Annotated in this window: 18 protein-coding genes; 11 read left to right on the top strand and 7 right to left on the bottom strand. The window is 36.0% G+C overall.

What is annotated here, in order from left to right; translation table 11 throughout:
* Positions 1–33: 33 nt before the first annotated feature.
* The 6 genes from J2772_RS10915 to J2772_RS10940 all read left to right on the top strand — a co-directional run bounded on the left by J2772_RS10915 (position 34) and on the right by J2772_RS10940 (position 7,383).
* On the top strand, positions 34–3,429 hold the full coding sequence (locus J2772_RS10915) for a T9SS type B sorting domain-containing protein (RefSeq protein WP_209916501.1): 3,396 nt from the start codon (positions 34–36) through the stop codon (positions 3,427–3,429).
* Positions 3,430–3,619: 190 nt separating this feature from the next.
* The gene (locus tag J2772_RS10920; protein ID WP_209916503.1) at positions 3,620–4,435 is read left to right on the top strand and encodes a hypothetical protein; all 816 of its coding nucleotides are present in this window, start codon (positions 3,620–3,622) and stop codon (positions 4,433–4,435) included.
* Between the two features lie 245 nt (positions 4,436–4,680).
* Complete coding sequence (locus tag J2772_RS10925; protein WP_209916505.1) at positions 4,681–5,454, top strand: DUF6759 domain-containing protein; 774 nt, start codon at positions 4,681–4,683, stop codon at positions 5,452–5,454.
* 99 nt (positions 5,455–5,553) lie between these two features.
* Positions 5,554–6,231: a tRNA (guanosine(46)-N7)-methyltransferase TrmB gene (trmB, locus tag J2772_RS10930; RefSeq protein WP_209916513.1), complete on the top strand. Its 678-nt coding sequence runs from the start codon at positions 5,554–5,556 to the stop codon at positions 6,229–6,231.
* Positions 6,232–6,252: 21 nt separating this feature from the next.
* Positions 6,253–6,939 carry a DUF6759 domain-containing protein gene (locus J2772_RS10935; protein WP_245365204.1) on the top strand — a complete coding sequence of 229 codons (687 nt, stop codon included), beginning with the start codon at positions 6,253–6,255 and terminating at the stop codon, positions 6,937–6,939.
* Between the two features lie 6 nt (positions 6,940–6,945).
* Positions 6,946–7,383, top strand: a complete 438-nt coding sequence (locus J2772_RS10940; protein WP_209916515.1) for a DUF6759 domain-containing protein — start codon at positions 6,946–6,948, stop codon at positions 7,381–7,383.
* A 282-nt stretch (positions 7,384–7,665) separates the two neighbouring features.
* On the opposite strand, the gene rpsB is transcribed toward J2772_RS10940, so the two are convergent.
* The 4 genes from rpsB to J2772_RS10960 all read right to left on the bottom strand — a co-directional run bounded on the left by rpsB (position 7,666) and on the right by J2772_RS10960 (position 10,330).
* Complete coding sequence (rpsB, locus tag J2772_RS10945) at positions 7,666–8,427, bottom strand: 30S ribosomal protein S2 (protein ID WP_045501217.1); 762 nt, start codon at positions 8,425–8,427, stop codon at positions 7,666–7,668.
* 207 nt (positions 8,428–8,634) lie between these two features.
* On the bottom strand, positions 8,635–9,021 hold the full coding sequence (gene rpsI, locus J2772_RS10950; protein ID WP_047373582.1) for a 30S ribosomal protein S9: 387 nt from the start codon (positions 9,019–9,021) through the stop codon (positions 8,635–8,637).
* Positions 9,022–9,027: 6 nt separating this feature from the next.
* Positions 9,028–9,483 (bottom strand): 50S ribosomal protein L13, encoded by a 456-nt coding sequence (rplM, locus tag J2772_RS10955; protein WP_027375420.1) that lies wholly within the window; start codon positions 9,481–9,483, stop codon positions 9,028–9,030.
* 463 nt (positions 9,484–9,946) lie between these two features.
* Positions 9,947–10,330, bottom strand: coding sequence for a hypothetical protein (locus tag J2772_RS10960; protein ID WP_209916518.1), 384 nt, complete (start codon positions 10,328–10,330; stop codon positions 9,947–9,949).
* Positions 10,331–10,609: 279 nt separating this feature from the next.
* Here J2772_RS10960 and J2772_RS10965 point away from each other — a divergent pair, with 279 nt between their 5' ends.
* Positions 10,610–11,707 (top strand): DUF3667 domain-containing protein, encoded by a 1,098-nt coding sequence (locus tag J2772_RS10965; protein ID WP_209916520.1) that lies wholly within the window; start codon positions 10,610–10,612, stop codon positions 11,705–11,707.
* Positions 11,708–11,744: 37 nt separating this feature from the next.
* Here the strand turns inward: J2772_RS10965 and J2772_RS10970 are convergent, their stop codons facing one another.
* Positions 11,745–12,077, bottom strand: a complete 333-nt coding sequence (locus tag J2772_RS10970) for a hypothetical protein (protein ID WP_209916521.1) — start codon at positions 12,075–12,077, stop codon at positions 11,745–11,747.
* Positions 12,078–12,539: 462 nt separating this feature from the next.
* Here J2772_RS10970 and J2772_RS10975 point away from each other — a divergent pair, with 462 nt between their 5' ends.
* From J2772_RS10975 to J2772_RS10985, 3 genes are all read left to right on the top strand, one after another.
* Positions 12,540–15,887, top strand: coding sequence for a methylmalonyl-CoA mutase family protein (locus J2772_RS10975; protein WP_209916523.1), 3,348 nt, complete (start codon positions 12,540–12,542; stop codon positions 15,885–15,887).
* Between the two features lie 89 nt (positions 15,888–15,976).
* Positions 15,977–16,858, top strand: a complete 882-nt coding sequence (locus J2772_RS10980) for a hypothetical protein (RefSeq protein ID WP_209916525.1) — start codon at positions 15,977–15,979, stop codon at positions 16,856–16,858.
* A gap of 35 nt (positions 16,859–16,893) precedes the next feature.
* On the top strand, positions 16,894–17,928 hold the full coding sequence (locus J2772_RS10985) for a hypothetical protein (protein WP_209916527.1): 1,035 nt from the start codon (positions 16,894–16,896) through the stop codon (positions 17,926–17,928).
* 117 nt (positions 17,929–18,045) lie between these two features.
* On the opposite strand, the gene J2772_RS10990 is transcribed toward J2772_RS10985, so the two are convergent.
* Complete coding sequence (locus J2772_RS10990) at positions 18,046–20,778, bottom strand: M16 family metallopeptidase (protein WP_209916529.1); 2,733 nt, start codon at positions 20,776–20,778, stop codon at positions 18,046–18,048.
* 126 nt (positions 20,779–20,904) lie between these two features.
* Here J2772_RS10990 and J2772_RS10995 point away from each other — a divergent pair, with 126 nt between their 5' ends.
* Positions 20,905–21,615: a diphthine--ammonia ligase gene (locus J2772_RS10995; RefSeq protein WP_209916531.1), complete on the top strand. Its 711-nt coding sequence runs from the start codon at positions 20,905–20,907 to the stop codon at positions 21,613–21,615.
* A 157-nt stretch (positions 21,616–21,772) separates the two neighbouring features.
* On the opposite strand, the gene J2772_RS11000 is transcribed toward J2772_RS10995, so the two are convergent.
* Positions 21,773–23,182: a pyridoxal phosphate-dependent decarboxylase family protein gene (locus tag J2772_RS11000; protein ID WP_209916533.1), complete on the bottom strand. Its 1,410-nt coding sequence runs from the start codon at positions 23,180–23,182 to the stop codon at positions 21,773–21,775.
* Positions 23,183–23,210 lie beyond the last annotated feature (28 nt).

Below are 23,210 nucleotides of genomic sequence, written 5' to 3' on the forward strand. Positions count from 1 at the left end.
TATTATTAAATTTGTGATAAATACCATCACTGAATGAAGAAAATTCTATCTTTTTTATTTATATTTTATATATTCGCCTCTACTTTTGCGCAATTAGACAGGGAACATTGGTTTGCTCCAATGATAGACAGGTCTGGCGCCCCCTCTCCTTATCAGAAACTCTATTTGTCTACCAGCCGAACAACTCCGTTTCCGGTGAATATCTATAACAATAATGTTCTGATCGGAACAGTAAATATCAGTAAAAATAATCCGCAGAAATTTGATGTTTTAAGAAATTATATCATCACCACTCAGCAGACAGATTTATTTACTCCTACCACAAAAGGATTGTATCTGAAGGCAGAATTTCCATTTTATGCGAACTTAAGATTTTCAGTATTTAATCATGCAGAAATTATTACTTCTAAAGGAATTCCTTCAACGGGAAAAAGCTTCTTTGCAGCATCGGTTCCTATCAGTGTAAATAATGATATCCTGAATTTTATGACCAGCATTCTGGCAACAGAAGATAATACAACTGTTACCATTACGGGCTACAGTCCGCTTGTACAGTTCTCAAACGGGACTACAGGAGCAACCAATCCTACCATAAACATCGCTTTAAACAAAGGACAATCCTATATTCTTGACGGTATTGGAAATAGTCCCGGAAACTTCGATGGGTTTATAGGAGCTAAAATCACCTCAAATAAACCGATTAATGTCACCAATGGAAACTTCAATGGCCAGTATGCGGGAAATTTCCCCACCAGTTCTGATATTTTAATGGATCAGGCCGTACCTGTTGACAGGCTCGGAAGTGAATTTGCTCTCGTTAAAGGCAACGGAAGTATTGGAGCCAATATGGAAGGAGCCGTAGTTATTGCTACCCAGGACAATACCCAGATTTACGTAAATAATGAATTATTACCTATCGCTACACTGAATACCGGAAAATATTTTGTTATTCCTGATACTAAGTACAGTCTTCAGGGAGGTGGTCATTACAATTTATATATCAAAACATCTAAGAATGCCTATGTTTACCAGATTTTAGCAGGAGATTCAAATACAGTGAGTGAAGTGGCTACCGGAGGTTTCAATTTTATTCCTGCTTTAAACTGTTATCTTCCCAAACAAATTAACGAGTTGGGTTTTATCAACGAAAATTTTGTTCATTCCAATATAAACCCATCCGGAGTTCTTAATATTCCCACAAAACTGAATCTTATTACAGAAAAAGGAGCTATAGTTACCGTAAATGGAGGTACTCCACCTGCCTCTACAGGGCCTTACAATATGACAGGCACCAACAACTGGGTTACTTATGGAATTCCCAATATTACAGGAACTATAACGATAGTTTCCAGTAAAGCCATTACTGCAGGAATCACAGCTGGGAGTGATGCCGTGGGATATGGAGGTTTCTTCGCAGGCTTTCCTACACAACCCGTTATTTTAAAATCCGGAGGATCTTGTATTCCTGGAATTGAACTTACTGTAGATCCCATTATTTATGACACCTACCAATGGTATAGAAACGGAATAGCAATTTCAGGAGCAAACAATTCCTCCATCACTCCTACACAATCCGGTTATTATACCTGCTCTGTAACAATGGGAAGCTGTGCTCCTTTGGTTACTGAACAGTTTAAAGTAACAAATTGTACAAAACTGACTGCTACAGCTTATGATGTATGTACTTCGCAAATCATTACTCCAACCTTCAGTAATTCATCACAAATACCTGTACCCTCTACTGTAGCCATCACCACTCCGCCAGCGCTAGGTACAGCAGTGATAAATCCTACCACCGGAATCATTACCTATACCGTCAATACTCCCGGCACAGCAGGAAGTGATACATTTTCCTATACTTTCTGTGGAAATGACCCTGACTTTCCTGATTGCGAAACGGTAACTGTAAACATCAATATTAAAGCTATTATTCCTACCAATGCAGTATTATTTGCCTGCGATGTAAATGGAAAAGGAACATTTGACCTTACAACTGCCAGTGTAACTACAAACAGCCCTGTTACTAAAACCTATTATCCTACCCTGGCAGATGCGCAAACAGAAAACCCGGCAGCTCTAATTACTGCTCCTAATGTTTATTCAGCAGCAAATGGTACCACCATTTATGCTGTACTCAAAAACACACTTGGGTGTAAAAGCATTGCTCAAATAACACTATCTCTTTATAATAAAGCTACAGTACCAGATAATTACAATGGTACATTCTGTGATGATAATTTTGATGGAACTGTAAACATCATTCTCTCTAACATTACACCAACTATCCTTAACAATCCTAATTATTTTACAGTTAGATACTATGCAAATTTAGCAGATGCCAATGCAGGAAACACTATCACCCTTCCCAATAACTGGAGTTATACCACAACTACTACAATTTACATCCGAGTAGATTCTCCTGACGGATGTCCTCCTGTTATTAAACCTTTAAAATTCAGTATTGGTGACAAAATAAAGCTAGCAAGCCAATCCGTAACAGAAAATGTATGTGATGATGATCTGGATGGGATAAAAACAGTAAACCTTGCCCAGTTTATTCCTATGTTTATTGTGGATCCGAATGTTACTTTTACTTTTCATGGAAGCTTAGCTGATGCCCAGAACAATACCAACCCATTAGCGGCAACAGTAAATATTACAACACCACAAACGTTTTATATCCGTTTTGAAAAAAATGGAAGTTGTCCGGAAGTGGCTTCTATTAAAATCACCATTAAAATCCCTAAAACATCAGCCCTTCTTATAGATCAGATGATTTGCCCTAAAACGACAACAACACTGAATGCAGGGCCAGGATTTGATAAATACTTATGGAGTACAGGAGCAACTACGCCTTCCATTACTAATGTATCTGCCGGAAGCTATTGGGTGGAACTTACCTCTAACGGATGTACTTACAAACAGAGTGTGAATGTTACTGAATACACAATCCCAATCATCACTTCCATTGAAATTGATGGCACAACAGTGAAAATTGGTGCTAGTGGCGGTACCCCACCTTATGAATACTCTTTGGATGGGGTGATATGGCAGACTTCAAATATTTTCTATGATGTACCAAGAGGCGCCCATTATGTGGTGGTAAGAGACTCTAAAATGTGCGCAGAAGTGAAAAAGGAATTTGCGATTATTAACCTTATCAATACCATTACTCCCAATGGAGATGGACTCAACGAAACGATAGATTATTCCGCCTTAATGTCCCACGATAATCTTGTATTCAGGATCTTTGACCGATACGGAGCAGAACTTTTCAGAGGAACTCGTGAGAACCGGTATATCTGGGATGGAAAAGTTGGAGGCAGATATACTCCTACAGCCACTTATTGGTACTTTATCAGCTGGACAGAATACGGATCCACGGTTTCAATAAAGCATTCAAGCTGGTTGTTGGTAAGACACAGATAAAACATATAAAAGGTTGAAAGAGAGTAATTTTTTTCAACCTTTTATTATATATCCCGGATCGTATCCGGGTCGGAAATATATTTATAACATTCATTAACAATTGAATACTAAAGTTTAATATAACTTTAACCACTATTCCTTATCTAACTAAGCACAAATTGCTGTATTTCTATGTAATTTTGCCAATTATATGAAGAAACTGTTTACTCTGTTGCTACTGATTTTTCTGGCAAAAATCAATGCTCAAATATATTCCGGGGAGGTATTTCTACGAGATAACTCCATCCTTTATCTTAACCAGGTATATGTTACCAATCTCAATACACAAAAAACTGTACTTGCTGACTACAACGGTAATTTCAATGTCCCGGCTAACCCCGGAGATGTTATTCGTTTTACGTCCATTGTTACGGAAAGAAAGGATATTAAGATGACCCCTCAGTTATTAGCGCAGAAAAATCTTGTAGAACTGAAAATAGCTTATTATGAGATCCAGGAAATTGTACTCAGCAGATTCAAGCCTACAGGAAACCTCAGATATGATGTAAACTCTCTCAGAAAAGAAGATAAAGCACTGGCCATTAAAAAAGTTATCGGACTTCCTGAGCCTAAGGGAGATGGAACACCTCCGGAGCTTCCTGTTGCAGGATTAAGGGATGGAGGTCTTACTTTCAGCCTTGAAAGTATTTATGATATGCTTTCCGGCGAAAGAAAGAAAAAGCAGCGTTATCAGGCTTATGAGAGGATGAATAGCTCGGTCACTCAGGTTAAAAACTATTTAGGAAAAGATTATTTTGCGAAGTTTAAGATTCCGGAAAACCTAATTGATAACTTTTTACAATTTGTATATACTTCGGAAAATATACAGCCTTATATACTGGCAGGAAACTTTGAAGCTATAAAAATTCCTATTGAAAAGTATATGCCTATCTATCAGAAGAGATTAAGGAACTCGCATCTTCAGGAAGTTGTAGCTCCCCAACAAACTCAACAAACCGAAAAATAACAATTAAAATATATATAAATCCATGTAGCTTTACATGGATTTTTTTATGGCAAACAGAATCATTCATTATCAATCATTCACATTTTACAGAATACATTTCGTTTATATTCAAAAATATGCTTAATTTTATATCACGATCACGTGTTTAAAATAAAAACAATACTATTTCGTTATCCTAGTAAAGACTAATTGACCCAAACACAAATTAAGAAAAAGTACCAAATTTTTAACTTAATATTATATTAATGAAAAAAATACTTTTACTTCTTGCCACGGTCTTGTTTTTCGGCGTGTCTGCCCAAAAGAAGGGAAAAGATTACAGCGAAATTCTGAAAAGCAATAATATCTATGAAATCAACGCATTCTTAAGAGATGCTCATCCTGATGATCCCCGAAGATCTGTATTGAAGCCCCGGGTTATGGAAATGATGAAGGAATACATCAAAAATGCCCATCCTGAAGATCAAAAAGTAAAAGATATGCAGGAAATGCTGGCCTTATTAAGAAGGCGCCCTTCCACCAAGATCACTTTTGATGAAATGAATGCCATTATCAAACAGAAACAGATCGCCAAATATAAAGCTGAACTTGCAGCCAAAAAATCAACAGAAACTTATACACCCAGCAACGCAAACAATACTTTTGTTGTTAACGCAGCAGCCAATGCAGCTGTTCCCAATGCAGAAGCAGAGGAATTCAATATGCTGATGAATATCTCTCCCATTGAGCATCAAAACAAAACCGTCAAAATCCTTAATTCTTTATTTGATAATGATCCCAATGCTAAAGAATGTATTGTTCTCATTCAAAATCAATCTGACTGTAATATTATTGTAAGAATGGAAGGAGTAGGAAATACAAAGTACAGGCTCGCTGTTCCAGCTCATAAAGACAACTCAATTGTAGTGGAAAAAGGCCAGTATCTTTTTACAAGTTTGGTTTGTGGTGCACAATATGCATCACAAAAAACCATTCAAAAACCAATCATGGTTGCCTTAGGCAGCGCAACAGCAAAATAATCAAAACAATATAATAGTTTCACCATAGGTCTTTTAGCTTTAAAAGGCCTCAATTCTGTGTAAATTTTATTACTTTTGCAGTCATTTTATAAATGACTCATGGGCAAGAATAAATTAGCAAGATTTGCAGAAAACAAGATATTACCGAATGTAATTCAACCTACAAGAGAAGAGGCTTTAGAAGGCTTTGAACTTAAAGGAAAATGGAGAGAGAATTTCTTTAAAAATAACAACCCAATTGTTCTGGAACTAGGCTGTGGAAAAGGAGAATATTCTGTTGGACTGGCCAAAACATTTCCTGAAAAGAACTTTATTGGGGTTGATATTAAAGGAGCAAGATTCTGGTTTGGAGCAAAAGAGGCTGTGGAAAACAATATGAACAATGTGGCTTTTTTAAGAACACAGATTGAACTTGTAGAATATTTCTTTGCTGAAAATGAAGTGGATGAAATCTGGATTACCTTCCCGGATCCCCAAATTAAATATAAAAGAACAAAACATAGATTGACACACCCGGACTTTTTAGCCCGTTATAAAAAATTCCTGAAACCAGGAGGAATTATCCACCTGAAAACGGACTCGGAATTCCTTCACGGGTATACACTGGGATATTTACAGGGAGCAGGACATGAAATCATTTCAGCTCATCATGATATCTACGGAGCCCCGGAATATGATCCTAATACAGAACATTTGAGAGACATCAAAACGTATTATGAAGAACTATTCTCAGCGAAAGGAAAAACAATAACCTATATAAAATTCCGGATCAACTGATGAAATAAACAAACACTATTGATGAAAAAAAAAATTTTGACGATTTTATTTTTCACTTTCCTTACCCCCGGCTTTACATACGCACAAAAAAGCAGTAAAGACATCTTAAAAAGCGTAAATATCAAGGAAATTGAAGAATATCTTAAGACCGCACACCCTGACGATCCTAAAAAGAGTGTGCTGAAACCTAAACTTATTGCTTTAAAAAACTCTGAGTGGACGAAGGGAGCACATGCTGCCAAACCCATGGAGGCCAGACCTGTTATTGCAGATATTCCCAAAAACGCTATGAAAGATCCCAATTCTAATGAAGCGGAAGAATTTAAGCGCTTAATTGCCGAAACATCTGCAAAGCATAAGGAGAAAACCGTACAGCTCTTAAATACAATGCTTAATGAAGATGTTACCAAAAAAGAATCTATTCTTTTATTTAAGAATAATTCAGACTGTAATATTGTTCTCAGGATAGAAGGAAAAGAGTACTATAATCTTGCAGTTCCCGCTCACGGAGAAAACTTCATTATCGTGAATAAAGGCTTTTATACACTGAACAGTAATGTTTGTGATATGAAGTACTTCTCTCAGAAAGATATAAAAAGAAGTATCTTTGTAACCATAGACAATCCGGGCCAGCCAGGAACTCAACAAGTCTCTGTGATAAAAGCTCCACCTGATAAACCATTAAGAAAAAGAAAAGCAAAAAAATAAGCGGGTATGAAAAAGTTATTAGTTCTTACCGGGATTTCAATGATCCTTACCAGTTGTAGTGTTAATTATGGTGGTTATCCCATTAGAAATCCCTATCCTACTAACTCCAGCGGTAGTAGTGCAGCTAATACAGAGAGAGAATATAATGAACTGATGAAGACTTACAAATCTGAAACAGCTGAAGTTCTTACAGATCTTCTTAACGAAGCAGATCCTACCAATCCCAGAACCTCCCTTTCGGTAGAAAATTCATCTCGCTGCAATATGGTTCTTACCATCAGTGGTAACGGATATTTTAAAAAGGTTCCAATTGGAGCTGGAAAAATCGGAGCTGTAATGGTTCCTAAAAATCAAAGCTACAGGCTATCGGGAATGTTGTGTAACTCATCTTATCAGTCTACAAAGTTTATTACAAGTTCATACAATATCAAAGTATCTAACTAAAAATAAGCCCTCACAGTAACTTGTGGGGGCTTTGTTTATAAATATTTTTCCGACACTCTAAATGTAATTAATTTCTGTCATATCATAGCGCTATTATACATTTCTCTATCCATACCAAAAGAACATCGTAACCACTATTTAAAATCATTATTGAGGCTTGCATGGGATTATAAAATACCTCATTAATCTGCCGTCATCAGCAAAATCTGTGAACCCCTATATAAAACAAAAAAACGCTGGACCGAAATCCAGCGTTTTTCCTATATTAAAGAAAATCTTTAATTATTCTGCATCGAAATCAGCATCTGTATCAGCAGATACTTTTTCTCCTTCTTCTTTAGATTTTTCTTTATCAGCTTTTCTTTGAGACTGACCTTCTTTGATAGAATCAGAAACAATGCTCAAGATCATATCGATAGATTTAGAAGCATCATCGTTTCCTGGGATAACGAAATCTACTTTTCTAGGATCAGAGTTTGTATCAACGATACCGAAAACTGGAATACCAAGTTTCTTAGCTTCAGTTACCGCGATGTGTTCTCTTAAGATATCAACTACAAAAATTGCAGAAGGAAGTCTAACCATGTCAGAGATAGAACCTAAGTTTTTCTCTAAGTTAGCTCTTTGTCTGTCAACTTGTAATCTTTCTTTTTTAGATAAAGTTTCGAACGTACCGTCTTTTTTCATTTTGTCGATAGAGTTCATCTTCTTTACCGCCTTTCTGATAGTAACGAAGTTCGTTAACATACCTCCAGGCCATCTTTCTGTAATATAAGGCATATTAAGTTCAGAAGCGTGTTTTGCAACCACTTCTTTCGCTTGCTTCTTAGTAGCTACGAAAAGAACTTTTTTACCTGCAGAAGTTAACTTTTCTAAAGCGCTGCACGCTTCATCTAATTTAACTGCTGTTTTATGTAAGTCTACAATGTGAATACCGTTCTTCTCCATAAAAATGTATGGAGCCATATTTGGATTCCACTTTCTAGTCATGTGACCGAAGTGTACGCCAGCCTCTAAAAGGTCTTTTACATTTGCTTTTGCCATGTTTTCTGTTTTTGTTAGTTTACTTTCCGTCTTTTAAACAATCAACAACTTCTTTAGATGGGAGAAGCGTTTGGATGCTAAACGTAACGGGCAATTGGCGGTTTGCTTTTTGCTTTTGGCAATTGGCTTTTCGCCGAGATTAAGTTTAAAAAAAATTTAATACATTCCTGTAGCCAATAGCCATAAGCCATCTGCCAACGAGAAATCTTAACGTTTTGAGAATTGGAATCTCTTTCTTGCTTTTTTCTGACCTGGCTTCTTTCTTTCCACCATTCTTGCGTCTCTTGTAAGTAAACCAGCTGGCTTTAATGCTAATCTGAACTCAGCGTTGATTTCGCATAAAGCTCTTGAAATACCTAATCTGATAGCTTCTGCCTGACCTGTATTACCACCACCGAATACGTTTACGGTAACGTCATACTGACCAACAGTCTCAGAAAGGATGAACGGTTGGTTTAATTTGTAAACCATCACGTCTGTAGAGAAATATTCTTTAGCATCTTTACCGTTTACTGTAATGTTTCCAGAACCTGGTCTTACATAAACTCTTGCTACAGAAGTTTTTCTTCTTCCGATTTTGTGAACTATAGACATAATTAATTATTTAAATTCGTTAACATTAATTGTTTTAGGCTGTTGAGCTTCATGTTTGTGCTCAGTTCCTTCATATAAATAAAGGTTCTTAAGGATAGCAGCACCTAATCTGTTTTTAGGTAACATACCTTTTACAGACTTCTCTAATACCTTTAAAGAATCTTTCTTTTGAAGTTCAGCCGCAGTCATAGACTTCTGTCCACCAGGGTATCCTGTATGCCAGATATAAGTCTTATCAGCCCACTTGTTTCCGGAAAGCGTAATTTTCCCAGCATTCAAAACGATAACGTTATCACCACAATCTACGTGAGGTGTAAAGTTCGTTTTGTGCTTACCTCTCAAAATCTTTGCAACCGTAGAAGCTAGTCTTCCTAACGGCTGTCCTTCAGCGTCTACCACAACCCATTCTTTATTAGCAGTAGCTTTGTTCGCTGAAACAGTTTTGTAACTTAATGTATTCACACGTTTTAGTTAAAGATTAAACATAATTTACCCCTAAAAGGGTGTGCAAAGGTACAAATTATTTTTGTAACCCAAAAACATATTTCATTTAATCTATAGAATATCGGATAATCAGCCCTCTAGCAATAGATTTTAACACTATTTATACTTTTGGCATAAAACTTGTAAAATGTTGTGGCGATGAAAAAAAACGTTTAGAAGGTTCTAAAAACACAGAGATGATAAAGCAAGAGTCTATTCCCTCAACTCTTTCTTTATTACCTTTCCTCTCTAAAACGGCATTCAGATATTCAATAGGATAATATTTTTGAAATCAATAAAAGGAAGCCTTAGTTAAAAAAAATTGTTTCCAAAAAATTTCAATAAAAAGATGAAAACAAGGGCTATTCCCACTGTCACAAAAGAAAACCCTCTTTTATCAGGCTTGAATAATACACGGATCACTTCTTTTAATTTGGCCGAATCAAAACATTAGGATTCCAATAATGAGAACCTGATAGTAGATGGCTGTACCCAGTGCATGGATTTCATATATATAATCCTGGATGATTATGTTGATCAACATTGCTGATAATAGAAAACATCCAAAAATCCTTGTCCTGTTAAATAAAGTCAGAATCGCTCTAAGTACTTCAAAAGCTCCCAGAATAACAGGAAATCCTTTTGAATACCCATAGAATATCCACATTATATCATGACAGGACATCTTATCCAGCCCCACCTCTATTTTACAGTCTGAAAACTGCAAAGGCTTACTCAATCCATATATCAACATGGATATAAAAACAGTTAGAATAATTATCCCGTATATTAAATTGACAATCTTCAATTTAGATATAGTCTTCATAGTTTATATGGTTATTGATTTCAATTGCAAGCAACACTTTTTTGCCAGCAATAAATACTGAATCAGCCATTACATAGCTTCCTTCAAATGTAAAATATTATCTTACAAGCAGAGATTCCTTAGAATACAACTTACACAGTTATTTTATATAACGAACTTAATCGTTCACTAATAATTATTTTATTCAATTTTAACTTTTCTTTAAAGATTTCCTCAAAAGCCTATCGATATAATTGTTTATTTCCCGAAATAATTATCTTTGTCGCACAAACAAGTACCATGAGCCACGGAAAGATCCGAGAAGACAAAACCTGCCTGAACTGTGGGCATCAAGTAGAGGAAAGATTCTGCCCTCAATGCGGACAGGAAAATACAGAAAGACGGCAGCCTTTCTATTTTCTGTTCACCCATTTTATTGAAGATTTCACCCATTATGATGGTCAGTTCTGGGGAACCGTAAAAAATTTACTTTTCAGCCCTGGAAAACTTACAACCACTTATCTTGATGGTAAAAGACAAAAGTTTGTACCTCCTGTAAAACTTTATATTTTTATCAGTTTTATTACATTTTTTGTATTTGCACTATTTCCTATGGTAAATATAGGATCCAGTGAAAAACATAATGAAAAACAAGGTGAAACAGGTCTTGTAAAAATTATGAAACCTACTAAAGCTATTGGAACACAGAAAATAATAGACAGTATAAAAGCTAAAAAAATACTGACTGAAGAAGATTCTCTTGCTATTGAAAAACTAGAAATGATTCCTGATTCTGCCAATCTGGAAACAATGCTGGATATGAACAAAACAATAGATTCCGGTGATGGAAACTATAAAACAAAAAAGTCCTATGATTCAGCTATGGCTAAAAATCCGAAATTCTTTGATTTTGTAGAGAAACCAATTGTTCATAAATACTTCGAATTAAAAGACCACGGTATTACCAAAAAAGAGCTATTAAACAATATGATAGAAAAATCATTTCACAATCTTCCTAAAGCTCTTTTCATTTATCTTCCTTTGTTTGCATTCTTCTTATGGGTGTTTCACAATAAGAAAAAATGGTGGTATTTTGACCATGGAATTTTCACCCTGCATTATTTCTCTTTCTTATTACTTACCATTTTATTGATATTCCTGTTTGGAAAAGTGACAAAACTAACAGAAATTAAATCTCTAAACGCAATTCTTTATTTAGTAATGACTATCATTACCATATACAGTATGGGATATTTCTTTATTGCTCACCGACGGGTTTATCGTGCACACGGATTGGTAAGCATTATAGTGGGTATGATATTATTAGCCATAAATTTTTTCGCATTCATGTTCTTACTTGTAGGCCTGGCTCTGGTAAGCTTCATGACGATTCATTAAATAAAAAAGAGGCAGTCAAATTTGACTGCCTCTTTTTTTATTTTCTTAATGACTTAGTTGCCCTAAAACTTGCTATTACATAATAGGCTACAAACACCATGGAAAACTTCAGAATGGATGGAATGGCCAGTTCAAGTTTAAAAATTAAAGTTCCTGTCAGCACCAGAATAGCCATCACTACAAAAGATAGTCCTAATTTTTTAGGCAGTGTAAAATCCGGAGTATCCAGATAATAAGCAATACCCCAGGCAGCTCCAAAAGCAACGGCATAATAAAATTCCAGACCGATATTATCTGAACTTAAAAGGAAATAATTGATAAGGAAGCTTACTACGGTCCCCAACGCGAAATATATCAAAGCTTTTTGCATGTCTGTAAAATATGATGCAAAAGTAGAGATTTTAATTTGAGTAATGAATCTCAGTTCGGGATAAAAATTCCTGATTTAGGTTGGTTTGAAGTTGGGAGCTGGAAGTTATGAAGCTCATAAACAATCGCTGTTTCTCTTATTTAAGGTAATTTAGTTGTAACTGTAGTCAGTATAACTAAAATAACCTCTGGCCTCCTTCTTCCAGCTTCCAGTCATAAGTTTTTAGTTACTTTAACTGATATCAGATTAATGAAGGATATGTCAATTTCTAAACGAAATCTGTAAGTCATTTTTGATTCTGCAACCACCGAACCTTTCGCCTTTCAAATTCTTAAACCTAAAAACGGAATCATTTTATTAAATAACGCCACACAAGCGAATGATAATCAATATTATAAAATCAAACACGAGGTTGTTTTTTTATTATTATATTTGAAAACTTAGAAACTTTCTAGAATTTTTATGGAAACCCAAAAATATACTCCAACCAACAAGGTAAGAATCGTAACAGCAGCGTCATTATTTGACGGACATGATGCTGCAATCAATATTATGCGTCGTGTCATTCAGGGAACTGGATGTGAAGTGATTCACTTAGGACATGACAAATCAGCTGAGGAAGTTGTAAACACAGCGATCCAGGAAGATGCCAATGCGATTGCATTAACTTCATACCAGGGAGGTCACAATGAATATTTCAAATATATCTATGACCTTTTAAGAGAAAAAAACTCACCACAGATCAAAATTTTTGGTGGTGGCGGTGGTGTCATCCTGCCTGAAGAAATCGAAGATATCATGTCTTACGGAATCGACAGAATTTATTCTCCCGATGACGGCCGCGAACTTGGATTACAGGGAATGATCGACGATTTAGTGAAAAGATCAGATTTCGCAACAGGAAAAGAGGTTACAGCAAGTGATTTAGATTCAATCAGCTTTGAAAATTCTACAAGCATTGCTAAAATCATTTCTGCCGTTGAAAACTTTTCAGACGAAAAACCTGAATTGGTAAAAGCGATTGATGAGAAATCAAAAGATTTAAATATCCCAATTATTGGTATTACGGGTACAGGAGGAGCCGGAAAATCTTCTTTGACAGACGAATTGGTAAGACGCTTTCTACGTTCAAATCCAGGTAAAAAAATTGCCATCATTTCGATTGACCCTTCGAAAAAGAAAACCGGAGGAGCGCTTTTGGGAGACAGAATTCGTATGAATGCAATCAATGATCCAAGAGTTTATATGCGTTCGATGGCGACGAGAGAAAACAACGTTTCCGTTTCTCCGTTCATTCATTCTGCTTTAAATGTATTGAAACTGGCTTATCCTGATGTGATTATTTTGGAAACTTCCGGTATTGGCCAATCAGGTTCGGAAGTATCAGATTTTGCAGACGTTTCCATGTACGTGATGACTCCTGAATATGGAGCTTCTACACAGTTGGAAAAAATCGACATGTTGGATTATGCAGATTTGGTTGCTTTAAACAAGTCTGATAAACGTGGTGCTTTAGATGCACTTCAGGCCGTAAGAAAGCAGTTCCAGAGAAACCATTTGTTGTGGGAAAGCCCATTAGATGATATGCCGGTGTATGCAACAAAAGCATCTCAGTTCAACGACCACGGAACCACTGAGTTATACAACCGATTAGTTGAGAAAGTTAATGAGAAATATTCTGATTTAAACTTGCGAGGTTTTGTAGAGCAGGAAATTACAGACGAAGTAACGATTATTCCTCCAAAAAGAGTACGTTACCTTTCTGAAATCGTTGAAAACAACAGGCAATACGACGCCAACGTTGAAAAACAGGCTGAATTAGCAAGAAAAATGTATCACATTGAAGGCGTAAAAAGTTTCCTTTCAAATGAAACTTTAGATGCTGAATATCAGAAAGCAGAAAAAGATCTTCAACAGGAGAATATTGATTTCCTGAAAAATTGGGATGATACGAAACAGGCTTTCAAAGCTGAGTTTTATTCTTATTTCGTTCGTGGAAAAGAAATTAAGGTTGAGACTTCAACCGAATCTTTATCTCATTTAAAAATTCCAAAAATATCATTGCCCAAATATACTGATTGGGGTGATTTGATTAAATGGAAAGGTCAGGAAAATCTTCCGGGAGGATTTCCATACACTGCGGGAATTTATCCTTTCAAAAGAACTGGAGAAGATCCAACCAGAATGTTTGCCGGAGAAGGCGGACCGGAAAGAACCAACAGAAGATTCCACTATGTTTCGGCAGAAATGGATGCAAAACGTTTATCAACAGCTTTTGACTCTGTAACTTTATACGGACAAGACCCTGCTCTTCCACCAGATATTTATGGTAAAATTGGAAATGCAGGAGTTTCTATTGCGACGTTGGATGATGCTAAAAAATTGTATTCCGGATTTGATTTGGTGAATGCAATGACTTCAGTTTCTATGACCATCAACGGACCTGCACCGATGTTATTAGCTTTCTTTATGAATGCTGCCATCGACCAGAATGTTGAGAAATATATTGCTGAACACAAGCTTGAAGCTAATGTTGAGAAAGCTTTAAAAGCAAAATTCGATGATAAAGGTTTAGAAAGACCAAAATATAACGGGGAATTACCTCCTTCCAATAATGGTTTAGGGTTAAAACTATTAGGTTTAACGGGAGATGAAGTGATTCCTGCTGAAGCTTATGCTGAAATTAAGGCTAAAACTATTGCAACTGTTCGTGGAACTGTTCAGGCAGATATTTTAAAAGAAGATCAAGCTCAAAATACCTGTATTTTCTCTACTGAATTTGCCTTAAGATTAATGGGGGATGTTCAGGAATATTTCATCACAGAAAAAGTAAGAAACTTCTATTCGGTTTCAATTTCAGGATATCACATTGCAGAAGCTGGAGCAAATCCGGTTTCTCAGTTGGCATTTACACTGGCTAATGGTTTCACTTATGTGGAATACTATCTGTCAAGAGGAATGGATATCAATGATTTTGCGCCAAACTTATCCTTCTTCTTCTCTAACGGTATCGACCCTGAATATTCAGTGATCGGACGTGTAGCAAGAAGAATCTGGGCAAAAGCTATGAAACTGAAATATGGTGCAGACGAAAGAAGCCAGATGTTAAAATACCACATCCAAACTTCAGGACGTTCGCTTCACGCTCAGGAAATTGATTTCAATGATATCAGAACTACACTTCAGGCACTTTATGCCATCTATGATAACTGTAATTCACTTCACACCAATGCTTATGACGAGGCCATTACAACTCCCACTGAGCAATCTGTAAGAAGAGCAATGGCAATTCAGCTGATTATTAATAAAGAATTAGGATTGGCTAAAAATGAAAATCCGCTGCAAGGTTCATTTATTATTGAAGAACTAACGGATTTAGTTGAAGAAGCTGTTTATGCAGAATTCGACAGAATTACTGAAAGAGGTGGTGTTCTTGGTGCCATGGAAACCATGTATCAACGTTCAAAAATCCAAGAAGAATCTATGCATTATGAATGGTTGAAACATACCGGAGAGTATCCCATCATCGGAGTAAATACTTTCTTAGGAAAAGATGGTTCACCAACGGTTCGTCCGGGGGAAGTTATCCGTTCAACTGAGGAGGAAAAGCAGGTTCAGATTGAAACCCTTCATAATTTCCAAAAATCTAATGAAGACAAGTCAGAAACTGCCTTAAAAACATTACAACATGCAGCCATCAATCAGCAGAATTTATTTAATGTAATGATGGATGCCGTGAAATACTGTTCTCTGGGACAAATCACCAATGCTTTATTTGAAGTGGGTGGTAAGTACAGAAGAAATATGTAGACATGTCACTAACTGTAAAATTATAATTCAAACCTCAAGGAATTTCTTTGAGGTTTTTTTGTATTTTTAATCTAACAAAACTAACACTCATGAAAAAGGAATTTCAAATTAAAGAGCCTTGCTCCGCTGCCCGGGAAAATATGCAGGAAATTCCCGGTGGAAGCTTTTGTGATCTTTGTTCAAAGAAAGTATATGACCTTGCGGCTAAAACGGATGATGAGATTAAAATATTATTACAATCCAATCCATCTGTTTGTGGAAGAATTCAGGCAAATCGATTATATATTCCGGAAGAAAAAGCAAAAACCCAATACCATTTTTTTCAGCTTCCTTTTAGAAAAATAGCCGGTGGAATCTTTCTCTCCATTTTATTTACCTCAAACCTCAACGCACAAAAAAGGAAGATTGATACCTTGGGTGTTGCGGAAATTCAGGGAATGGTTTGGATCTCTCCCAGATCAGGAGATGGAGACTATGATTATCCTGAACCTGTAATAACCAGAAAATTGGAAGTAAAGCCTTCAGGAGATGCAGAAAACCCCATCCAATATCAATCTATTGCCATTCTTACCCCATTTAAAAGATTCAAATCCGAGCATGCATTTAAGAACTATATCAATATTCCGGTTGATAATGTCAGGATGAATAACATATTCGTTTTTGAAGGAACAGACCCTCAAAATGGAGAGCTGAATGCTAATAAATATTTTCTTTTTGTTAATAAGAAACATATTAAGGAAGATGATACTCTGAATCTTAACCTGGATCAGACAAAAAGGATTCCTTTTCTTCCTAAAAATAAGGACTTCATTTATTTTTTGGATGGTGAAGAAATTACGAGAAAAGAGTTTGAACAATACCAAAAAGAAAATAAGATCGATTCCTATTTTCTACCGGAGATCTACGCAGAAGAATTATTTGGTTCTGATTATTACTTTGAAAACGGAGCTATTGTAGCCTATCGGCGATAAGTTCCTACCTTATCCCATCACAAAAAACAATAATAATGAAAAACTATTTCAACAGACTTTTATTTCTATCTGCTCTGTGCTTTATGGTAATGATATCAGCACAAAAGCAATCTGAAGAATTTACCATAAGCCTTCCTACAAAAAAACTGGAGAAGAGTTACTATAAAACCATAAAGCTGATTGACCGCAGGGTTGATACCACTTCATTAGGAACTGTTCGAAAGGGACTTTTAAATAATCCTGCTAATTTAGTTGCTTCTAAACCTCTTTCCGACCAATTTCAAGAGGTCTTAAATAGCCTCAATGGGGAAAATGCAGAAAACGGAACTTTAGTTTTATATCTCAGACAATTGTCCTTTGCTGAAATGGCTGTTCATGGCTATTGTTATTTTCAGGCATTTTTATTCTCAAAAAATGAAGATGGCACTTATTCTTTATTAGACCAGGCCAATCAGGTTATAGACCATAAAGCCAAGTCTGATGTTACCAAAGAAATTCTGCAGAAAGGAAGTGAATTTCTTGTAGATTTTATCGCTACAAATGCTTCTAAAAAAAACAGTTCTGATAAACACTACACTTATGAGCAAATTAAAGACTTTGATAGAATTTCTAAGGAATCTATCAGCATCTTCCATACTTCTGAATTGAAAGATGGGGTTTACAATGATTATCAATCCTTAAAAAATCAGCAGCCTAACAAAGACCTTTCTCGAGTAAAGTTTTATGGGAATGCCCCGAAAATTGTAAGAATCTATGAAACGGTAAATGGTGAAGAAAAGGAAATCAAAAAAGATGACATCTACGCCATTATCTATAAAGGTGAGCTATACATTTATCTTTCCATAGAAAACCTATTTACAAAAGCTGAAAAGAGAGACAACGATTATTATTTTGTTGGAAAAATAAAAACAAACCCAAATGCATCCAATCTAATGGTTGCCCCTGCATTCCCCTATGGAGGAAGCATTGGAGTATCATTCACCAGCAATCCCATTACTCCTTTTGAAATAAAAATTGATTACTTCAATGGTGATTTTATTCCCATCAGAGAAGTTCAGAATAAGAGATAGATGTTAAACTGGGATAGGGAGGCTGGAAGTTATTTTTAGCCATATAAGCAGTGAGACTTTCTTAAAAAGTAAAAAACCGCAGATGATTCTGCGGTTTTACTTTATATATATTGGGAATTATTTCTTGTTGAAATCTCCTGCAAAAACAGAAGTCAGCTTATCTTCACTAATATATTTTTTAATAACATCATTCACTTGATTTACTTTTAAAGCCGAAACTTTCGCTTCCAATGTATCATAATCTTCTAAAGGAATACCATACTGAAGCTGAGAGTTGACAAGTCCCATCAATGTACTCTCATTCCCTAAACTTGTTTTTCTTGAAGTTAACCAAGAAGTTAGGTTAGATTTAAATTCTTCCTCAGTAAATCCTTCTTTTACAGCTTTATTTACTTCTTCTTTTAATGCTTTGTTTACTGCATCTTTCTTAGTTGGATTAAAGAATGCATACCAACCCCAAGATGCCACATTATTATCTGCCGGAACCGCCATATATGAACCTGCGCCATAACTGATTCCTTCTTTTTCACGAAGTCTCATAGGGATTCTTGCCGTCATGAATCCTCCACTGCCCAACATTTCATTAGCAATCAACAGCGCTGGATAATCAGGACTATTTCTATCCATAGAGAAGCTAATCTTACCTACAGCAGCTCCGTTTTCTTTATCCGGAGTTAAATAAATCTTATCTTCTTTTTTAGTCGCAAAAAGCTCAGGCTTAATTTGTTCATAGTTAGATTTGGAGTTCCATTTCCCGAATGTATTTTCCATTAAAGTAGACGCTGTTTTAGAATCCAGATCTCCAATCATGGTTCCTACTCCATTATTACTTCCAATAATTTTATTGTAAAAATCTACAAGTTCCTGTCTTTTGATTGTTTTATTAGCCTCAATCTGCTCTTTGAAAGATGGAGTATAGAAAATACTTTCTTTAGGATAGTTTTCTGTAATTTTTCCAATTTCTGTAAATGCTAATGCCTGTGGATCATTTAAAGAACCTTCCAGATAGGTATTGTATTCATTAACAGTTTTTGCTAATTCTGCTTCCGGGAAGTTAGATTCTGTAAGGATTTCTTTCATCAGATCCATTACTTTCGGTAAATGCTCTTTGTATGTATTTACGTTAGCAGATAACGTTTGCCCTTTGAATGAGAAACTGATGGAAGATTTCCACTGATCCAGCATATCCTGAATCTGCTCTTTGGTATGAGATTTAGTTCCTGTTTTCATAACCTGAGCCATTAAAGCTCCTATCTGAACTTTCCCGCCTAAGTCTTTAGCATTACTTACAGGGAAACGGAAACTTCCCAATACTTTTCCGCCTTTAATTTCTTTCTTGATAACGCCATATTTCATCCCGTTGCTTAATTTCCCTTCCGTAAGATTAGCTTTTAGGTTTTTAACGCTTGCTTCAAAAGGAGCTACTTCTTTTTCTAACGCTTTTCCCTTATAATCTTTAGTCAGGCTAGCAATCTGGTCATCAGAATATTCAAGGTTTTTAACTCTTTTTTCATCTTTAGCAGGTACAAATACTCCTACCGTTCTGTTATTGGTTTTAAAATATTTATCAGCAACCCTTTGGATATCAGCCAAAGTTAATTTTTCAACATTATCACGATACAGCATTCCTAATTTGTAACTTCCAGCACCTACAATCTCCGTAAGTCCAATTGCAAAATTGATGGTATTATTTTTTGTGTTCTCAATTTGCTTTAAAATTTTAGCCTTTGCTCTTGTAACATCCTGCTCTGTATACTTAATGGTTGAAACTTTATCCAGCTCTGTTCTGAACTCACTTTCCACTGCTTTTACATCTTTATCAGCGGGAACTTCCAAACCGAAATACATAAATGCGGCATCTCTTACCGTTGGTTGATAAGAATAAACAGAAGCTGCTTTATGAGAATCAATCATTGCTTTATATAAGTACCCTGAAGGGTCTGCTGTTAAAATTTCTGATAACGCATCTAATGCTGCATAGTCTTTATCTGCATAAGGTGCTGTATGATATAATGCTCCCACAATTTTACTGTCTCCCGAACGCTTCAACTCTACAAAACGTTCTCCATCCTGAGCCGGCTCAACAGTATAAGTCTGATCTAAAACTCTTGAAGGTCTCGGAATCACAGCAAAGTATTGGGAAATATAATTCAAAGCCTGCTTTTCATCAAATTTACCTGCTACAACCAATGTAGCATTGTCCGGTTGATAATGTTTTTCATAGAATTTTCTAAGGGTTGGCGCCTTTACTCTTTCAATATCTTCCTTACTTCCGATGGTACTGTTTCCGTAGTTATGCCATAAATAAGCAGTAGATACAATACGCTCCATTAGAACTGACCCTGGGTTATTCTCCCCAATCTCAAATTCATTTCTTACTACAGAGAATTCTTTATCCAGATCTGTTTGAAGAATAGTAGCATTCACCATTCTGTCGGCTTCCATTTCTAAAGCCCACTTCAGATTTTCATCACTTGAAGGGAAAATTTCATAATAATTTGTTCTGTCATACCAGGTAGTACCATTGGCATCCCCTCCTTTATCTGACAATTGTTTCTTTATATCACCTAATTTTTTAGTGCTTTTAAATAACATATGCTCCAGTAAGTGGGCCATTCCTTTTTCTCCATAACCTTCGTGCTTAGAGCCTACATTGTAAATAATGTTCACCACCATATTACTTTGTGAAGCGTCCGGAATTAAAAGAACTTTCATCCCATTACCCAGCGTGTATTCTTTTACTCCCTCTGTGTTGCTTACAAATTTTGGAGCTTCCGCTTTTTGCGAAAATAAAGGTGTCGCGATTCCAGTGAAAAATAGGACAGCTGTCCCAACCAATAGATTTTTCATGTGTTTTATTTTAAATCTGTCTAATTTTGAGTGTTTTCAAGTCTATTATACTAATTAGACTCTATAAATCACTGAAATGTTACAAATTTTGTCATAAAATTGCAGTATTAACAGAAACTTAGAGTAATGAAGCCTAAAGCCTTATTCAACTGGAGCAGCGGAAAAGATTCTGCGTTGGCTCTTTATAAAATAGTACAGGAAAATCAATATGAAGTAGAAACTCTATTAACCAGCATCAATAAAGAGTTTCAAAGGATTTCTATGCATGGGGTTCATGTTCTTCTATTGGAACAGCAGGCCTCTCTTCTTGGCATTCCCCTTACTAAAATGGAGCTTCCAAAGGAGCCATCTATGGAAGAATATCAGGAAATCATGAATATAACAATGGCTGAAATACAGGCTCAGGGTATTACCCATTCTATTTTTGGAGATATTTTTCTGGAAGACCTCCGTTTATATAGAGAAAAACAATTAAGCACCATTGGAATGCAGGCTATATTTCCTCTTTGGAAACAAAATACCTCAGACCTCATCCGGGAATTTCTAAAATTGGGATTCAAAACAATTGTAACCTGTGTGAATGGAACGTATTTAGACAAAAGTTTTGCAGGAAGAATTATTGACCAGCAGTTCCTTAATGATCTCCCTGAAAATGTAGATCCTTGTGGAGAAAATGGGGAATTTCATACGTTTACTTTTGATGGGCCGATTTTTAGAAGTCCGGTTCAGTTTGAAATTGGAAAAACCGTGAAAAAAACATATCCAAAACCAAAGTCTAACCCGGAAGACCAAGATGAAGAATATATTTTTTGGTTCTGCGACCTGATTCCAAAATAATCTATAAATGATATTTTTAGCCACAAATGAACCAATAAAATGAATCCTACAAACTTATAAGCCTTTGTCTTTATGTGGTTTAGAATTTCTAAACCACATCAAAACATAGAATATCAATGCACAATGAGTTTATTCGTGCATACGTCGCAATACAATTTTACTTTAACTGTGTAATGGTGCTGTTCATCGTTTCAAAGATCAGCTGAACATCTGTTTCATTGGTTTTCCAATTAACAAAAGCTGCCCGGATCCCTTTATGCTGATTATAGAAAGTGGGTGTCATAAAAACTTTCCCTGTACTATTAAGCATTTTAAGAAATTTCCCTACCTCGTCCTGCTTTGTATCATCTTTCAGGGTGAAACATACCGTATTGAGACGCACCGGCGCTAAGAGTTGAAAATCATTACTGTTTTCAATAAGTCTTCCAAAATTTCTGGCCAATGCAACATTATTTTCTACAATTTCCTTATAGCCTTCTTTTCCATAAGCCATTAAAGAAAACCATGCCGGAAGAGCTTTTAGCCGTCTTGAGTTCTCAGGAAGAAAATCTAAATAATTGAAGTCAGCCAAAGGATCTACCAAATAAGGAGCATTGGAGTTCTGAAAAGTTTCTACCTGTAAAGTCTTGTATTGTTCCTTTACTAAAAACAGGGCACTTTCGTAAGGAACATTCAGCCATTTATGACAGTCTACCGTAATACTGTCGGCATGTTCCCAACCTTCAACAAGGTGTTTATAATGTTCTGAACAAGCTGCAAAGCCGCCAAAAGCAGCATCAATATGCCACCAGAAGTTATATTTTTCTTTCAGTTTTTTGATCTCCATGAAATCATCAAAATCAACAGTATTTACGGTTCCACCACTGGAGATAAGTATAAACGGTTCATTGTTCAGTTGTATGATCTGTTCTTCAAGATCGTTAATAGAAATAGCTTCACGATCATTTCCATCAGTTTTAACCATGATCATATTATTGCTGCCTATTCCTAAAAGAGACAGTGACTTTACAGAGGATGAATGAGGAGTTGCAGTCAGAACTTTCATTGTTTCAGAAACTCCTTCTTTAGCAATGTCTCGCCCTTTTTCTTTCCCTAACCATTGGCGGGCAACTGCCAGACAGGTAAAATTAGACATTGTTGCACCAGTGACAAAGCCACCCAGAAAATTATCCGGAAGTTCCAGTAGCTCCAGAATAAGTTTGATGGTTTCAAATTCTACATTTGCAGAAATATCTCCCTGTCCTTTTGTAGATTGGGTATTCTGGTCATAAATGGTAGTCAGCCAGTCTCCGGCAATAGATGCCGGTGTAGTGCCTCCGGTTACAAATCCCAGATATCTTGGGCCGGAAGATGCTACCATGATAGATTCAAACCTTTCGTTGAATATATTGATTACGTCTTCGGTTCCATAACCATACTCCGGCAGGCTTACCGGTTCCGCTACAAAAGGATTGTTGACGGATGTAGGTCTGTCTGCAAGAGAATTCAGATATTCTGCTCCTTGCTTTTTTATAATATCTAATAGATGGCTTATGTTTACTGAATCATTTTTCAGATGTTCTTTCATGATGGTGGGATAATGTATAATTTATTCA

Source organism: Chryseobacterium jejuense (assembly GCF_017877355.1).
Taxonomy (GTDB): domain Bacteria; phylum Bacteroidota; class Bacteroidia; order Flavobacteriales; family Weeksellaceae; genus Chryseobacterium; species Chryseobacterium jejuense_A.

What these genes read in the sequence shown, in the direction of transcription:
- J2772_RS10995 (WP_209916531.1), top strand. Translation starts at nt 20,905, where the DNA reads ATGAAGCCTAAAGCCTTATTCAACTGGAGCAGCGGAAAAGATTCTGCG.
- J2772_RS10965 (WP_209916520.1), top strand. Translation starts at nt 10,610, where the DNA reads ATGAGCCACGGAAAGATCCGAGAAGACAAAACCTGCCTGAACTGTGGG.
- J2772_RS10985 (WP_209916527.1), top strand. Translation starts at nt 16,894, where the DNA reads ATGAAAAACTATTTCAACAGACTTTTATTTCTATCTGCTCTGTGCTTT.
- J2772_RS10940 (WP_209916515.1), top strand. Translation starts at nt 6,946, where the DNA reads ATGAAAAAGTTATTAGTTCTTACCGGGATTTCAATGATCCTTACCAGT.
- trmB (WP_209916513.1), top strand. Translation starts at nt 5,554, where the DNA reads ATGGGCAAGAATAAATTAGCAAGATTTGCAGAAAACAAGATATTACCG.
- J2772_RS10935 (WP_245365204.1), top strand. Translation starts at nt 6,253, where the DNA reads ATGAAAAAAAAAATTTTGACGATTTTATTTTTCACTTTCCTTACCCCC.
- J2772_RS10920 (WP_209916503.1), top strand. Translation starts at nt 3,620, where the DNA reads ATGAAGAAACTGTTTACTCTGTTGCTACTGATTTTTCTGGCAAAAATC.
- J2772_RS10980 (WP_209916525.1), top strand. Translation starts at nt 15,977, where the DNA reads ATGAAAAAGGAATTTCAAATTAAAGAGCCTTGCTCCGCTGCCCGGGAA.
- J2772_RS11000 (WP_209916533.1), bottom strand. Translation starts at nt 23,182, where the DNA reads ATGAAAGAACATCTGAAAAATGATTCAGTAAACATAAGCCATCTATTA.
- rpsB (WP_045501217.1), bottom strand. Translation starts at nt 8,427, where the DNA reads ATGGCAAAAGCAAATGTAAAAGACCTTTTAGAGGCTGGCGTACACTTC.
- J2772_RS10975 (WP_209916523.1), top strand. Translation starts at nt 12,540, where the DNA reads ATGGAAACCCAAAAATATACTCCAACCAACAAGGTAAGAATCGTAACA.
- rpsI (WP_047373582.1), bottom strand. Translation starts at nt 9,021, where the DNA reads ATGTCTATAGTTCACAAAATCGGAAGAAGAAAAACTTCTGTAGCAAGA.
- J2772_RS10990 (WP_209916529.1), bottom strand. Translation starts at nt 20,778, where the DNA reads ATGAAAAATCTATTGGTTGGGACAGCTGTCCTATTTTTCACTGGAATC.
- J2772_RS10960 (WP_209916518.1), bottom strand. Translation starts at nt 10,330, where the DNA reads ATGAAGACTATATCTAAATTGAAGATTGTCAATTTAATATACGGGATA.
- J2772_RS10925 (WP_209916505.1), top strand. Translation starts at nt 4,681, where the DNA reads ATGAAAAAAATACTTTTACTTCTTGCCACGGTCTTGTTTTTCGGCGTG.
- J2772_RS10915 (WP_209916501.1), top strand. Translation starts at nt 34, where the DNA reads ATGAAGAAAATTCTATCTTTTTTATTTATATTTTATATATTCGCCTCT.
- J2772_RS10970 (WP_209916521.1), bottom strand. Translation starts at nt 12,077, where the DNA reads ATGCAAAAAGCTTTGATATATTTCGCGTTGGGGACCGTAGTAAGCTTC.